Raw genomic sequence first — 16,244 nt, 5'->3', positions numbered from 1 at the left:
GGCTCGGTAGCTCAGTCGGTAGAGCAAAGGACTGAAAATCCTTGTGTCGGCGGTTCGATTCCGTCCCGAGCCACCATCTATGGGTTAAGAGTATATTATCTCTATCCGTCAATCTTCAGTTAGTAAATTGACATATATATTATGGCGGTTGTGGCGAAGTGGTTAACGCATCGGATTGTGGCTCCGACATTCGTGGGTTCGATTCCCATCAGTCGCCCCATTTAAAAATTATATATCTTAAAAAAATTTGCGGGTGTAGTTTAGTGGTAAAACCTCAGCCTTCCAAGCTGATGTCGTGAGTTCGATTCTCATCACCCGCTCCATTTCAAATAATGGGCCTATAGCTCAGCTGGTTAGAGCGCACGCCTGATAAGCGTGAGGTCGATGGTTCGAGTCCATTTAGGCCCACCATTATTCCACAGTAGCTCAGTGGTAGAGCTATCGGCTGTTAACCGATCGGTCGCAGGTTCGAATCCTGCCTGTGGAGCCATTGGAGAAGTACTCAAGTGGCTGAAGAGGCGCCCCTGCTAAGGGTGTAGGTCGCGTAAGCGGCGCGAGGGTTCAAATCCCTCCTTCTCCGCCAGTTTGATAAAATATTTTGGCCCGTTGGTCAAGTGGTTAAGACACCGCCCTTTCACGGCGGTAACACGGGTTCGAATCCCGTACGGGTCATCCATTTAGACATTGCACATTGTGCAGTGTCTTTTTTGTGTTGTGTTTGGAATGACAAAAATAAAATATGAAGGGCGGATTGATTGATTGGTTTGCTTAGCAAGTTTTACTTTGTCATTTTTTTTACTCCTCTTCACAGTAGTTCCCTTTTGTTCATTCCATAAGGTAGATTCATACTGTTTATTCGAAGTACTTAATTTACGGAATCATAGTGTTTGAACTATATGAATGGTTAGGACGAAAGTAACTCCGAAACGAATAGATAATTTGATTGCTTTTACAACGTGAGCATTCTCAGTGTAATTATTAACCCTCAAATATAAATAATATTGTAAAGTTATTCTTCATATGAAAATGTAATTGCGTTTTTAAAAATATACCGAATAAATTAAATAACCTTTTATTTTAAATGAACATTCTAATTGTATGCGCTTACATTATTCGTTTTTTAACTATGATATGAGCTTTTATGACATATTATGTAGAATGATGTAGTAAAAATACGAATCATTTTAAAAGGAATTATTATTTTATTCGTGAATAATTAATATTAATGAAAACTATATTTTGAAAAGAGGGGAAATACATTGACAGTAAGCGCGCCTCCAACAGATTTTGATTTGCATTTATTTCATGAGGGCTCTTTATTCCAAAGTCATATGCTATTCGGTGCACATATTTGTCAAAAGGGTGACGTCATTGAGGGAACACGATTTTGTGTTTGGGCGCCACATGCTCAGAGCGTAAGTGTAGTAGGGACTTTTAATGATTGGAATGGAAAAAACTTTGAGCTTGAGAAAATAAATGATGAGGGAGTATGGCATCTTTTTATGCCTGTTAATTTAGTGGGTGAGATTTACAAGTATGAAATTGTCACACCGTCTAATCAAAAAATACTAAAATCAGATCCCTATGCATTTTACTCTGAAGAACGGCCTCAAACAGGGTCAATTGTTTATAATATGAGTTCCTATAAGTGGAAAGATAAAAAATGGCAAAATCGAAAACAAAAGAACGTACAATCTAAACCTGTTTTTATTTATGAGTTACATTTTGGGTCTTGGAAAACAAAAGCTGATGGGAGCCATTATTCATATAATGAATTAGCGGAGTTGTTAATTCCGTATGTTGTAGAAAATGGCTATACACACATAGAACTATTACCACTTATTGAACATCCATTGGACATTTCTTGGGGGTATCAAGGGGTAGGTTATTTTTCAGCTACGAGTAGATATGGATCTCCACATGAGTTAATGAAGTTTATAGATCTATGCCATCAACAAGGAATTGGCGTTATTTTAGATTGGGTTCCAGGTCATTTCTGCAAGGATAATCATGGGCTATATATGTTTGATGGGCAGCCGACATATGAATATGAAAATTCAAAAGATCGAGAAAATCCAGTTTGGGGAACTGCTAACTTTGATCTAGGCAAACCTGAAGTTCAAAGCTTTCTAATTTCGAATGCACTTTTTTGGATTGAGCATTTTCATATTGATGGCTTTAGAGTTGATGCTGTAGCTAATATGATTTATTGGCCTAGTACAGATGGACATCAACATCTTAATAAAGGAGCCATATCATTTTTACAAAAAATTAATGAAGTTATTTCCTTTTATGCACCTGAAACGTTAGTGATTGCGGAGGATTCGACTGACTTCCCTCAAGTAACAGGAAATGTATCAGCAGGAGGTTTAGGATTTAGTTACAAATGGAATATGGGTTGGATGAATGATATCTTGACTTACATGAAGGCTGAGTTCAGTGACCGTCAATATTTACATGACAAAGTAACTTTCTCACTTCTATATGCATTTTCAGAGAAATTTGTTTTACCACTATCGCATGATGAGGTTGTTCATGGTAAGAAATCACTGTTAAATAAAATGCCTGGTGACTATTGGCAGAAATTTGCCCAGCTTCGCCTTTTATACGGCTATTTAATAGCACATCCTGGTAAGAAATTGTTATTTATGGGTGGAGAATTTGGACAATTTGATGAATGGAAAGATCAAGAACAATTAGATTGGAACTTGCAAGATTTTGTCATGCATCAAAAACTTCATGCATATGTTAAAGAGTTACTTAAAATTTATAAAAGAAATAAAGCTTTATATGAAATGGATGATACTCATGACGGTTTCGAATGGATTGATGTAAACAATCATGAGCAATCAATATTTTCATTTATTAGAAAAGGAAAAAATGAACAGGACTTTTTAATTATCGTATGTAATTTCACTGCTACAGTTTACCATGATTATATAGTTGGTGTTCCGAGCAAAGGTGAGTATCGGGAAATTCTAAATAGTGACGAATTGGATTTTGGAGGTGCTGGAAATAGAAATAGCAAAAAAATAATTAGTAACAAAGGCACATATCATGGGAAGCCATATCACTTAGCAGTTACAATTCCTCCATTAGGGATATCGATTATACGTCCTATTAAAAAAAGAAAGGAGAAGAAGAAAACAGATGGGCAAAAAAAAATGCATAGCAATGATCTTAGCAGGAGGAAAAGGTAGCCGACTACGGTCATTAACAAAAGAGATAGCAAAACCAGCAGTGCCATTCGGAGGTAAATATCGAATTATTGACTTTGCGTTAAGTAATTGTACAAATTCAGGAATTGATACTGTTGGAATTCTTACTCAATATCAGCCATTAGAATTACATGATTATATTGGTATAGGCAGTGCTTGGGATCTTGATCGAAAAAATGGTGGCGTAACACTATTACCTCCGTACATTGCGGAAGCAGGAATGAAATGGTATACGGGGACAGCCTCAGCAATATATCAAAATATTAATTACATTAAACAGTATAACCCTGAATATGTACTGATTTTGTCTGGAGATCATATTTATAAAATGGATTATGCGTATATGCTTGATTACCACATTCAAAAACAGGCAGACGTATCTATTTCTGTCATCGAAGTTCCGTGGGAAGAAACGAGTCGCTTTGGCATTATGAATACAGACGAAACCATGAATATTACTGATTTTGAAGAGAAACCAACGAATCCTAAAAATAACCTTGCTTCAATGGGAATTTATATTTTTAAGACATCTATTTTACTTGATGTATTAGAAAGAGATGAACTTAACCCTGAATCAACGCATGATTTTGGCAAAGATATTATTCCTTTATTACTCGGTGAACAAAAAAAATTAGTCGCTTATCCTTTTCAAGGGTATTGGAAAGATGTGGGTACTGTTAATAGTTTATGGGAAGCCAATATGGATTTATTACACAATGATACAGATTTAAATATATATGATCATTCATGGCGAATTTACTCAGTTAATCCTAATCATCCTCCACAATATATAGCCCCAACTGGAGACATAAGAGAGTCCATTGTATGTGAAGGGTGTATCGTAGAAGGAGAGATTGATCAATCTGTTCTCTTCCAAGGTGTACATATTATGGAGGGAGCAGTTGTGAAAAATGCTGTAATTATGCCTGGAGCAACTATTGGGAAAAATGCTTATATAGATAACGCCATTATTTCTTCAGGAGTTAATATATGTGATGACATGATAATACGTAAAAAGGAAGAAAGTGATGAAATCATTTTGGTTAGTGAGGAATAATTTGCATTATAAGAACATATGAAAATTATATTACTTATTTCACATATGTTTGTTCATAAATGAACAAGGAAAGGATGGCGAATAAATGAATCAAACGATGCTTGGGATCATTGATGCAACACAAAGCTTTGACTCTATACAACAACTAACTATCAATCGCTCAGTAGCAGCAATCCCATTTGCTGGGAGATATAGATTAATTGATTTTGTACTTTCCAATATGGTGAACTCTGGAATTACTAGTGTCGCTATTTTTCCGAAAGATCAATATCGTTCACTTATGGATCATATTGAATATGGCAAGCAGTGGGATTTAAATCGTAAAAGGGATGGATTATTCTTTTTTCCTTCTGCGGTTGATTCACAGAGTGAGGAATTCAATGTTTTCCGGCAGTATAAGAACAACATCGATTATTTTCTTCGTAGCAAACAGCAATATGTATTAATCTCAAATTGTTATACAGTATGCAATATTGACTATCAAGCTATTTTGCAACAACATATAGAGTCACATTGTGATATTACTGAAATTGCACATAACGGCAAACCTATGGGTATGTACATCTTTAATTTTTCTCTATTGTTTGACTTAATCACTAACTATGAAAAATTTGGATATACGACAATTCAAGACGTGGTATTAGATCCTTCACATCATTTACAAATATGTAGATACGAATATGAGGGATATGTTGCAAAAATAAACACTATAAAAGATTACTATACACATAGTCTAGAACTATTAAAACCTCAAGTGTGGAAAGAGCTATTTAACCAAATTAATCCAATTTATACTAAAGTGAAAGATGAACCTCCTACAAAATATATGAATGGCTCGAGGATAAAAAATTCATTTATTGCAAATGGATGTAAAATCGAAGGTGAAGTTGAAAATAGCATCATCTTTCGCTCGGTAAACATAAGTAAAGGGACAGTAGTAAAAGACAGTATTATTATGCAAAAGAGTCAAATAGGTGAAAACTGTGTATTAAACGGTATCATTTTAGATAAAGATGTTAAAGTAGAAAATAATGTCATACTTACAGGTGATTACACAACACCATATATAGTTCCAAAGGGGACAATTCAAGGAGCGTTGATGAATACATGAAAGTTTTATTTGCTGTTTCAGAATGTGTACCATTTGCAAAAACAGGCGGACTAGGTGATGTAGCAGGAGCGTTACCGAAAGAGCTTAGACAACTCGGTACAGATATTAGAGTGATGCTACCAAAATACGGAACGATTCCTATCCAGTATAGAAAAAAAATGAAAAAAGAAGCGAATATAACTGTTCAAGTCGGTTGGAGACAGCAGTATTGTGGAATTGAGTCATTAGAACAAGATGGAGTCACATTTTATTTTATCGATAATGAATATTATTTCAAACGTGATTTTATCTTATATGGACATTATGATGATGGTGAACGCTTTTCATTTTTTTGCCAGGCGGTTTTAGCATCGTTACCAATTTTAGATTTTAAGCCAGATGTCATACATGCTCATGATTGGCATACTGGAATGATTAGTTATTTGTTAAAAGAAAAATATAGTAAAGTGCCCTTTTACGAGAACATAAAGACTGTTTTCACTATTCATAATCTTCAGTATCAAGGCGTATATCCGAAAGAAATTTTACCAGAATTATTCGGTTTAAATGAACAATCATTTGCAGCAACTAGCCTGGAGTTTTATGGGAATGTAAACTTTATGAAAGCAGGTATAGTTACCTCAAATGTTGTTACAACGGTAAGTCCCACATACAAACATGAAGTTCAGACACCTTATTATGGTGAGAAATTAGATGGAGTTCTTAGAGATAGAAAACAGTCGCTCGTTGGAATATTAAATGGCATAGATGATCAATCGTATGATCCCAAAAATGATCCATATATTACTAAGAATTTCGATAGAACCTCTATAGATTCAAAAGTATTGAATAAACAACATCTACAAGAACATTTTTCATTACCTGTTAGAAAAAAAACACCAGTTATCGCAATGGTAACAAGGTTAACCCAACAAAAAGGGATTGATTTACTTATTAATATTTTCCATGAACTTATGCAAGAAGATATACAATTGATTGTCATTGGGTCTGGAGATCATCAATATGAGTCATTCTTTAATGAAATGGTAAATCATTATCCAGATAAGTGTAAAGCATACATCGGTTTTCACGAAGAGTTAGCCAGGATGATATATGCAGGAGCAGACCTATTCCTCATGCCTTCCTTATTTGAACCGTGTGGATTAGGTCAATTAATAGCAATGAGATATGGGGTTATTCCTATTGTAAGAGAAACAGGTGGCTTAAACGATACGGTTGAATCATTTAATGAAGAGACAATGACAGGAAATGGCTTTACATTTACGAATTATAATGCTCACGATATGTTGTATACAATTAAGAGAGCATTATCCTATTATCATAAAACTAATTTGTGGAATAAGTTGATTATAGAAGTGATGGGTCGTGATTTTAGTTGGGCACAATCGGCTTTTAAATACAATCAGCTGTATGCTGATTTGATGACTCGGAGTGGTAATCGTGTTCTCTAACAAAGAGACGTTCAAAGAAGCATTTATCAAAAAATATGAGACCATATATGGGAAGGGATTTCGTTATTCAACTATACGCGATCAATATTTTACGCTAGGAAACATGGTAAGAGAACATATAAGCACCAAATGGATCGAAACAAATGAAAGGAACCGCCTGAATGAAAATAAACAGGTGTATTATTTATCAATTGAATTTTTGCTAGGAAGATTGCTTGGTAATAATTTAATTAATTTAGAAATTAGAGAAGTTGTTGATGAGGGGTTAGCGGAACTTGGTATTAGTTTAGCTGAAATTGAGGAAAGTGAAGCAGATGCAGGCCTAGGTAACGGAGGATTAGGACGTCTTGCAGCGTGTTTTCTAGATTCATTAGCTTCTTTAAATCTTCCGGGACATGGATTCGGTATTAGATATAAGCATGGGTTGTTTGATCAAAAAATAGTTGATGGATATCAAGTAGAACTACCTGAACAATGGTTGCGACATGGAAATGTGTGGGAGGTTCGAAGACCAGATGAAGCAGTAGAGGTCCGTTTTTGGGGTGAGGTTGAAACAACTAATAAAAATAATTATTTATCATTTCGACATGTTGAAACGGAAATAGTGATGGCTGTACCATACGATATACCAATTATAGGTTACGGCTTACATTCAGTTAATACCCTTCGAATTTGGAGCGCGGAAGTTTCTCCTCATGCAGTTCGTAAAAATATGATGGATTATAAAAGTGAAACTGAAGCAATTTCAGAATTTTTATATCCAGATGATACACATGTTGAAGGAAAGCTACTAAGGTTAAAACAGCAGTACTTTCTAGTATCTTCTAGTCTGCAAAGTATTGTTCGTTCATATAAGCTTAATCACAGTAGTTTAAGAGATTTTCACGAACATATTTCTATTCATATTAACGATACTCATCCTGTATTAGCTATTCCTGAATTAATGAGGATTCTACTTGATGAGGAGCGTATGAACTGGGATGAAGCGTGGAATATAACAACAAATACAATTTCATATACGAATCATACTACATTAACAGAAGCACTTGAGAAATGGCCAATTGACATTTTTCAACCGCTTCTTCCGAGAATTTATATGATCGTTGAAGAAATTAACGAGCGATTTTGTAGAGACTTGTGGCAAAGGTATCCTAATGACTGGGAACGAATTGAACGTATGGCTATTATTGCTCATGATGTTGTAAAGATGGCACATCTTGCTATCGTAGGCAGTCATAGTGTAAATGGAGTAGCAAAATTGCATTCTGAAATTTTAAAGAAGCGAGAAATGAAGTTATTTCATGATGTTTTTTCTGATAAATTTAATAACAAAACAAATGGCATAGCGCATAGAAGATGGTTATTAAAGGCAAACCCTCAATTGACAATGCTATTAAATGAAACAATAGGAGATTCATGGATTTCAGCACCTGAAAAACTAATTGAAATCCAAAAATATTGTGAGAACTCAATCTTTCAGGAACAGTTGTATCATGTGAAGCAAGAGAGAAAAAAAATACTAGCACGCAGGATAAAGGATCAAACTGGTCTTGTCGTTGATACACATTCTATATTTGATGTCCAAGTTAAGAGACTTCATGCATATAAAAGGCAATTGTTAAATGTACTGCATATTATGTACTTATATAACAGGCTAAAAGAAGATAGAAGTTTCATGGTCTTTCCAAGAACTTTTATTTTTGGTGCTAAAGCATCACCAGGATATTTTTATGCAAAAAAAATAATTAAATTAATTAATTCAGTTGCCGACATTGTGAATAATGATTCGGATATAAACGACATAATAAAAGTAGTTTTTTTAGAAAATTATAAGGTATCACTGGCTGAAGAGATCTTTCCTGCTACAGATGTTAGTGAACAAATATCGACGGCGAGTAAGGAAGCCTCTGGAACAGGAAATATGAAATTTATGATGAATGGTGCTATTACAATTGGGACACTTGATGGAGCTAATGTAGAAATGAATGAGCGGATTGGTCAAGAAAATATGTTTACATTTGGCCTTTCGGCAAACGAAGTCATCCAATACTATGAACATGGAGGTTATCAATCTACTGAATACTACCATCATGACGAACGAATTAAACAAATAATTAATCAATTAATAAATGGCTTTTTCCCACATGTGTTAGATGAGTTCGAGGTCATTTATGACTCTTTACTTATGCAAAATGACCATTATTTTGTTCTTCGAGACTTTGATTCTTATGTTTGTACACAAGAGAAGATAGGAATTTCCTATCAAATTAGGGATGAATGGTTAAAAAAGAGTGCTATAAATATTGCACATTCTGGCTACTTTTCTAGCGATAGAACGATACAACAATATGCAGACAACGTTTGGAAAATAACTGCTGGTTTATTAGAAAAAAACTGATCTAATATTTACATGTTCATATAGAGAGTGACGAACGACCATTTGATAGGCCACTCTCTTTTTTTTATTTACAGAGTTCAGACCCCGCCTCTTAAGGTGGGGTTTTGCAATTAGGTGGGATTAATTTTGCACCTGCTTATCCGAAGTTAAAGCTTACATAGGTTAAATACATTATTTCTATGGGTATAGTGTAATTTTATGCTTGTGTACTTTGTGAATTATGTTAAACTTTGAAAGGTGTGGAAAAAAACCAAAAATTATACAGCAGGATGGTGAATTAGAGATTGTTTACATCAATTAAGAGGAAGCTTCTAGTGTTATTTATGCTATTAATGATAGGTACGTTATTATTTGTTGCTTTGTTTTTGCAATATCAAACGGAGCAACAAATTGAAAAAGACGTCAAAATACAGGCTGAAAACCTTGTCGAGCAAATAAATAATTACGTAGATTCATTTGTTGAGAAATATGCGATTAGCATTGAAGAGATTAGTAGAGAAAAAGACTTTGAAGCATATGTATTAGCTATGTTATCTGCCAATGAAAGTGACATTAAGGAATTAGACCCTATTATTCTGGACAGATTTAATAATTACTTAGATCTTTATTCCGATGCGTATTTAATTTATGTGGCTGCTCGAAATGACACACTGAAAATTCAGCCACCCGTGGAATTAGGTGAAAACTTTACCGTGTTTGATAGACCTTGGTATACGCTAGCAGAGCAAACCAAGGATAAGGCCATATGGACAGAACCTTATATTAGTGAAGACGGTGAATTAGTAGTAACAGTGTCAAAAGCAATGATAATTGACAACGAGTTTAAAGGGGTCATTGCTGCTGATCTTAAGCTTGAACAATTAGAATCAGTGATGCAGAATATTGATCTAACGAATAACGGTTATCCTTTTATACTTGATAAAAATAAAAATGCCATTGTGCACCCGACAGAGAGAGGGAACAACTTATCTAATCTTGAATTTATAGGCAAGATGTATGGAGAAAATGAACAGGGCTTTTTCCATTATAATTTCAACGGTGAGGAGAAGGTACTTGCATTTGAAACTGTTGATCAAACGGGTTGGAAACTTGGGACGTCTTATACATATAAAGATTTAATGGCCAGTTCCAATAAATTACGTAGTTGGATTATGATTATTTCATTAACAGCTGTAGTTTTATCATTAATTATCGTTTATGTTGTTACGAGTCGCATATTAAACCCAATCATACATTTGAAGAAAGATGTAATGAAGGTAGCTGCTGGAGATTTAACTGTTAAGACAAAACAAAAAACAAGAGATGAAATAGGTGATTTGACTATTCACTTTAACGATATGGTGAAAAATATGCGCCATTTAATCTTAGCTATTGAACGATCTAACAACCATGTATTTGAATCGGTTCAAGGGTTAAGTGCTGTCTCAGAAGAAACAAATGCTTCAAGTGAAGAAATTGCCAAAGCGACAAATGAAATTGCACTTGGAGCATCACGATCAGCGGAGGATATAGAGAAATCCAATCAATTAATTAGTGTACTATCTACTCAAATAAAAAATGTTACAACTCTTACTGATAAGATGTCATTACTATCCGTAGATGCCGAGATAGCAAATGAAAATGGATTTGAGAAGATTGAGGAATTAAAAAGCATATTTTCAAAGACTGAAGAGAATTTTAATACAGTTGATGAAATTATCGTTCATTTAGAGAAGAAAATAGCGGAAATTGAATCTGTCATGAAGACGATTAATGATTTTTCTGAACAAACAAATTTATTGTCTTTGAATGCAAGTATTGAAGCTGCAAGAGCTGGGGAGCACGGTAAAGGATTTGCTGTAGTAGCAAACGAGGTTCGAAAATTAGCTGAGCAATCAACTGTTGCTACTGATCAGGTTCGTAGAACAATACAAAGTATTCAATCAGAATCAAAGCGAACGGTACATGAAATGGCAAATACAAAAAGATATTATAAAGAACAAGCCCTAGTTGTGAATGATACTGAACAAGCGTTTAATACGATTTCAACAATTGTAGACCAATTAAAGAGCTCAATAGATGATGTGCAAGAAGATATGACGAATATTCATAATCATCGACAAGAAGTTTCGCAATCAATTGAGAATATTGCGGCAATGTCACAACAGGCTGTTGCTGCTTGTGAAGAAGTGAGTGCTTCAACTGATGAGCAATCAATAGCATTTAATTCGGTTACAAAAGTATCAGAAGATTTATTAGAGTCAAGTGAAGAATTAACAGAGAGGATTAGCAGATTTAAAGTATAAGAAAGGAGTATATTTAATGTGACTTGGATGACTGGCAAGCGCTAAAGTATGGTGGCTTGCCGAGTCACCTTGATATTTTTATAATTTTGACAGATTGTGCTTATTAGTTATCTCCGTCAAGGAAGTTACCTAAACCGCCCAAAATGCTACCTTCTCCTGTTGTTTTACCTGGAGTTTGAGGGGCACTTGCAAAAATACGATCAGCCAAGCGACTAAATGGCAATGATTGTACCCATACTGTACCTGGACCTCTGACAGTAGCAAAGAATAAGCCTTCACCACCAAAAAAAGCTGTTTTTACTTTTCCAACAAATTCAATATCATAATCTACTTCTTTTGTCATGGCAACTAAACAGCCAGTATCAATACGTAACATCTCGCCAGGCTGAAGCTCACGACGATGAATTGTACCACCAGCATGTAAGAATGCCATTCCATCTCCCTCTAGTTTTTGCATAATAAAGCCTTCGCCACCAAAGAATCCTGCACCAAGCTTACGCTGGAATTCAACGCCAACAGATACCCCTTTAGCAGCACATAAAAAAGCATCTTTTTGACAAATTACTTTCCCATCTAAATCACTTAAGTCAATAGGAATAATTTTACCAGGGTAAGGTGCGGCGAATGAAACGTGTTTTTTCTCGTTCCCTTCATTTGTAAATACAGTCATAAATAAACTTTCCCCAGTAATAACGCGTTTTCCTGCACCCATAAGTTTACCAAACAATCCAGATCCACCACGTTTTGAGCCATCCCCAAAAATTGTTTCCATCTCAATTCTATCTTCCATCATCATCATTGCGCCTGCTTCTGCAATGGTACTTTCACCAGGGTCTAGTTCAATTTCTACAAACTGCATATCGTCTCCGTATAATTTGTATTCAATTTCATGTGCGTTCACGATAATCACCTCAATAAATTTTGTATCATTACGTATATTACATTCGATGTAAATAATGAATCTCCCTGTCTATTGTATAAGATTGTTTCATTTTATCAAATATAAAGTGATGAATTAATGTAGCAATGTGAAGAGATTTGTAACATTATGTATAGTTGTATAAATTGGTTTACTTAAGATCATCATTTTGTAGAAAAACCACTTAGGAAATATGCTAGAAACATGTAGAATATCAGTGTTTTATCGTGTTTGACTTAGGTTCAGATGGTATGCTATTGTAAGCTTACTATTGATTATAAAAGGGCGAAAGTAAGGCTGACAATAGACTTTTAAGAAGTGTGAGTTATATTTGTTACTCAATCTTCAAGTTTTCTTTTTAACCACCATCTTTTGCAATCGGTAGGAATCTTGTTTTACACGAGTTGAGTGTATATTTAGGAGGAAAAAGATTAATGCAAAACGGTACAGTAAAATGGTTTGATAAAGAAAAGGGTTATGGGTTTATAGAAGTGGATGGCGGTGGAGATGTATTTGTACATTACAGTGCAATTGCTGGAGATGGATTTAAAACTTTAGAAGAAGGCGAAAAAGTTAGTTTTGAGGTAGTTGAAGGAGCTCGAGGCCCACAAGCTTCAAACGTCGAAAAGCAATAACATTTGCTTACTTTTGATTGACCTCTTTCTATAGAGGTTATTTTTTATTCCTATTGGTATATAGCATATTTTTTAATTAATTTACATAAAAAAAGCCATTCTTGTTTCGACTCACAAGTGGCTTTTTATTTGAATACGAATCAATCTGTATCATTCTGAATCTTCTAAAGATTCTTCTGTGTACGGGTTTTTCTCGTAAGGTAGTAAATCACCAAATGGTGTCATCATACCTTCCTCGTCTAACAATTGTTCATATTTCTCATGCTGTATATTAGGGTATACCTTTACATTTTTACCTTCGATATCTGTTCCCGCAAAGTTCTCATAGTCCTCTACATAACCTAAGTTTTCATCCGATTCAATATACATATCATTATAGTGGTCTGGTGGATTAACGAGATCAGATGGTGATTCTGAAGTACCAAAACGTGCTACTTCCTGCCATGAATCTTCAGCATCAAAACTTACAGCATCTTTATCATCATTATTAAACTTCCCATATGGAGGTAATAATACTCCCTCTTCAATAGGTCTGTTGTGAGATACAGCCTGATCAGGACTATGTTCTTTGCAATGTAATGCGGTAGGCAGAGCTTGTAAACGTTCAATGGGTATATCCTTTCCACAAACTATGCAAGTGCCATATGTTCCATTGTCTATTGCATCAAGAGCATTTTCGATATCAGTTATTTCTTTTTCAACGTGTTCTAAAAGTGATATATCCTTTTCACGTTCATATAACTCTGTCCCTAAGTCACCTGGATGGTTGTCATAGCTTGATAATTCACCAACTGAATCATGTGCGTCAGAAAGCTTCAGGTTAAAATGATTATTTGCTTTTAGTTGGGACTTAAGTTGGTTTCTAGTAGTAATCAAACTTGAACGGAAGGCTGAAGATTGGTCTTTTGTTAGCATAGCTAGTCTCCTTCCTGTATAGTCAATAATCGAAACGACAGTGCCTGCTTGGATATCCAAGGCATATTATTCAATGTCTAGCTCAAGTGTCAATCGCGTCGAGTGGTTGGCCTGTAGCGCTTAACTGAGCAGCCTGCATGGGTGATAACAGGGCACTTAAGCATTATTATGTCTAGCTCAACATCGTAGCCTCTTTAGGTTCCTTCGCCATACCATTTCAAAACAAAAGCTCATTCAAATGATTATGCCTTAAATGCTTGGCGAGACTAACCTAGTAGGCTCTACTTTTCTTATTGTTTACTTATTGCGGAAAAAAATGATTAAAAATTGTCTTATTTGCAGATTAATTTTATGAGGTGTTGGAATGAAATTAAACGATTTTATGCAGGAAACATTCCCTAATTTAGCGCTAAGACCACCTTTGTTTTATAGTTGGGATATGGGCATACGGTTTGAACTTGGGGTAAACTGGAAAAAAAGTATGATTATCCAAATAATCCATATGTATTAGGATGCTATCAAAGAGCAATTACATTATTTGAAGCTCTACATTCTTCTACGGACGATATATTTGTAGTGATGGATGTAAATGATTTTAATCAAGGTAAAAACATTAAGCGAGTATTAACAAACTTTTCACCCTATGTTGAGAAGTCGTTATTGTATACGTTAAAGCACCAAATAATACCCTATATTTTCCCTGAAGATGATGAACAAGGAACATATAGAACACATAGATTTACTCTAAAGTGTAAATCTACAGAATTTAAATACAAACGTTTGTTAATGGCATTATGCAATCATGATTTAGGAATAAAACCAAGTATTTATCATAGGGTTTATTTCATAAATATTAACAAGAAAACGATCTATCATGTTTACGATGACAGAGGTTGTGATTTATTGGCAACTTCACCTGAAACAATAAGAGGTATGTATAACAGGTATAATAATTGGATTTTGGATTATGACAAACCTGAAATTAACAAGATTTTTAATTGAAATATGTTGAGGGAAACACCGTAGCCGGTGTTTCCCTCACATATTAATAATCAACATACCATTACTAAAAAACATTAATCGATGTGAACACAAAAAAAACACGACGATAAGCCGTGTTTAAAACCAGTAACTTAATAGTAAGCCAAGTGAGAGTAAAAAACCAAAATGAGTATTTGTTTTGGCTGTAGCCTTCATAGCGGGCATCATTTGTATCGGAATGTTTTTTCCAACGAAGCCCTTTGTAGCTTTAATTGCACTTGGAATACTTATCAATACTAACAAAACCCATGGTGAAGAAATATTAGCTAACACTAAGATAACAACCCAGCCATATGAGATGATAAACATACCAGCTAATAATTTTATTGCATTGGGTCTACCTAGAATAATAGCTAATGTATTTCGTCCATTTTCTTTATCACCATCTAAGTCACGAATATTATTTGCAAGCAGTATAGCTCCAACTAATATTGAGACGGGTATAGATACAAGTATACTTGCTATTGAAACCGTATCAGTTTGAATAAAATAGGAAAGTAAAATGATAATTAGCCCCATAAATGTGCCAGCAACTATTTCTCCAAAAGGTGTGTACGCAATCGGGATAGGTCCGCCTGTATAATAATATCCAGCTAGCATACAAATTGTCCCAATAAGTGCTAACCACCAGCTACTATTCAAGCATATATATATACCTAAAAATGTTGCAGTAGCAAACAAAAGAAAAGCGGCTATTAGGACAGTCTTTGGCTTTACTCCATCTCTTACTATTGCTCCTCCAATTCCGACTGACTCTTCATTGTCCAATCCCCGTTTAAAATCGAAATATTCATTAATCATATTTGTTGCTGCTTGAATGAGTATACAAGCAATTAACATGACTAGAAATAGCGGCGTATTTATCTGGGTTTGCTCTAAAGCAAGTGCTGTACCGATAAATACAGGGACGAAGGCAGCAGTAAGTGTATGTGGCCTTGTTAAATTCCACCACACCTTCCATCCTTTATTTTGTTTGGGCATTATGGATTTTTGTTTCATATTTATTTGTGACTCCATAATTTCTCCTCCCCTCTTAAAGAGAAATTTAACATAAAAAAGGCTGTTTTCATATCGATTGTTGTATATAAATTAAAGCACGAATACAACGAGGATGTGTTAGCTTTTAAAAAGTTCCAACTTTAAAAGACCTCATCTAGCTATGCTTTAGTAAAATAGCAACAATTTTAACGAAAAGAGCTATAAAAAATTATGAA

General features: G+C 34.7%; 10 protein-coding genes, 7 tRNA genes and 2 pseudogenes. 16 read left to right on the top strand and 3 right to left on the bottom strand.

The window, feature by feature from the left end; translation table 11 throughout:
* From JM172_RS17955 to JM172_RS25680, 14 genes and pseudogenes are all read left to right on the top strand, one after another.
* A tRNA-Phe gene (locus JM172_RS17955) sits at window positions 1-76 on the top strand.
* A 68-nt stretch (window positions 77-144) separates the two neighbouring features.
* A tRNA-His gene (locus JM172_RS17950) sits at window positions 145-220 on the top strand.
* Between the two features lie 29 nt (window positions 221-249).
* A tRNA-Gly gene (locus JM172_RS17945) sits at window positions 250-323 on the top strand.
* A gap of 11 nt (window positions 324-334) precedes the next feature.
* Window positions 335-411, top strand: a tRNA-Ile gene (locus JM172_RS17940).
* A gap of 4 nt (window positions 412-415) precedes the next feature.
* A tRNA-Asn gene (locus JM172_RS17935) sits at window positions 416-490 on the top strand.
* Between the two features lie 2 nt (window positions 491-492).
* Window positions 493-583: transfer RNA gene (locus tag JM172_RS17930), tRNA-Ser, on the top strand.
* Between the two features lie 17 nt (window positions 584-600).
* Window positions 601-672 (top strand) — tRNA-Glu (locus JM172_RS17925).
* Between the two features lie 587 nt (window positions 673-1,259).
* A complete protein-coding gene (gene glgB, locus JM172_RS17920) occupies window positions 1,260-3,200 on the top strand; it encodes a 1,4-alpha-glucan branching protein GlgB (protein ID WP_214483750.1) in 1,941 nt (646 codons plus the stop codon).
* Window positions 3,151-4,275: a glucose-1-phosphate adenylyltransferase gene (locus tag JM172_RS17915; protein ID WP_214483749.1), complete on the top strand. Its 1,125-nt coding sequence runs from the start codon at window positions 3,151-3,153 to the stop codon at window positions 4,273-4,275. The genes glgB and JM172_RS17915 overlap by 50 nt, the downstream gene beginning before the upstream one ends.
* A gap of 85 nt (window positions 4,276-4,360) precedes the next feature.
* Window positions 4,361-5,386 carry a GlgC family sugar phosphate nucleotidyltransferase gene (locus JM172_RS17910; RefSeq protein ID WP_214483748.1) on the top strand — a complete coding sequence of 342 codons (1,026 nt, stop codon included), beginning with the start codon at window positions 4,361-4,363 and terminating at the stop codon, window positions 5,384-5,386.
* On the top strand, window positions 5,383-6,837 hold the full coding sequence (glgA, locus tag JM172_RS17905) for a glycogen synthase GlgA (RefSeq protein WP_214483747.1): 1,455 nt from the start codon (window positions 5,383-5,385) through the stop codon (window positions 6,835-6,837). The genes JM172_RS17910 and glgA overlap by 4 nt, the downstream gene beginning before the upstream one ends.
* The gene (locus JM172_RS17900; RefSeq protein ID WP_214483746.1) at window positions 6,827-9,235 is read left to right on the top strand and encodes a glycogen/starch/alpha-glucan phosphorylase; all 2,409 of its coding nucleotides are present in this window, start codon (window positions 6,827-6,829) and stop codon (window positions 9,233-9,235) included. The genes glgA and JM172_RS17900 overlap by 11 nt, the downstream gene beginning before the upstream one ends.
* Window positions 9,236-9,558: 323 nt before the next feature.
* Window positions 9,559-10,578: pseudogene (locus JM172_RS25685) on the top strand (cache domain-containing sensor histidine kinase); the annotation flags it as partial.
* Window positions 10,573-11,520 (top strand): methyl-accepting chemotaxis protein, encoded by a 948-nt coding sequence (locus JM172_RS25680; protein ID WP_483297264.1) that lies wholly within the window; start codon window positions 10,573-10,575, stop codon window positions 11,518-11,520. The pseudogene JM172_RS25685 and the gene JM172_RS25680, both read left to right, overlap by 6 nt.
* A 103-nt stretch (window positions 11,521-11,623) precedes the next feature.
* On the opposite strand, the gene JM172_RS17890 is transcribed toward JM172_RS25680, so the two are convergent.
* Window positions 11,624-12,421: a TIGR00266 family protein gene (locus JM172_RS17890; protein ID WP_214483744.1), complete on the bottom strand. Its 798-nt coding sequence runs from the start codon at window positions 12,419-12,421 to the stop codon at window positions 11,624-11,626.
* Window positions 12,422-12,873: 452 nt separating this feature from the next.
* Between JM172_RS17890 and JM172_RS17885 the strand changes: the two genes are divergently transcribed.
* Window positions 12,874-13,074: a cold-shock protein gene (locus JM172_RS17885; protein WP_214483743.1), complete on the top strand. Its 201-nt coding sequence runs from the start codon at window positions 12,874-12,876 to the stop codon at window positions 13,072-13,074.
* 150 nt (window positions 13,075-13,224) lie between these two features.
* Here the strand turns inward: JM172_RS17885 and JM172_RS17880 are convergent, their stop codons facing one another.
* Window positions 13,225-13,989, bottom strand: a complete 765-nt coding sequence (locus tag JM172_RS17880; RefSeq protein WP_214483742.1) for a yteA family sporulation protein — start codon at window positions 13,987-13,989, stop codon at window positions 13,225-13,227.
* Between the two features lie 382 nt (window positions 13,990-14,371).
* Here JM172_RS17880 and JM172_RS17875 point away from each other — a divergent pair.
* A pseudogene (locus JM172_RS17875) lies at window positions 14,372-14,991 on the top strand (DUF3885 domain-containing protein).
* Between the two features lie 117 nt (window positions 14,992-15,108).
* Here JM172_RS17875 and JM172_RS17870 read toward each other — a convergent pair.
* Window positions 15,109-16,047: a 1,4-dihydroxy-2-naphthoate polyprenyltransferase gene (locus JM172_RS17870; protein ID WP_214483741.1), complete on the bottom strand. Its 939-nt coding sequence runs from the start codon at window positions 16,045-16,047 to the stop codon at window positions 15,109-15,111.
* Window positions 16,048-16,244: the final 197 nt, after the last annotated feature.

The organism is Bacillus sp. SM2101 (genome assembly GCF_018588585.1).
GTDB lineage: Bacteria > Bacillota > Bacilli > Bacillales > SM2101 > Nanhaiella > Nanhaiella sioensis.
The sequence above is the reverse complement of the archived record's forward strand: the minus strand, read 5'-3'. Positions and strand labels throughout refer to the sequence as shown.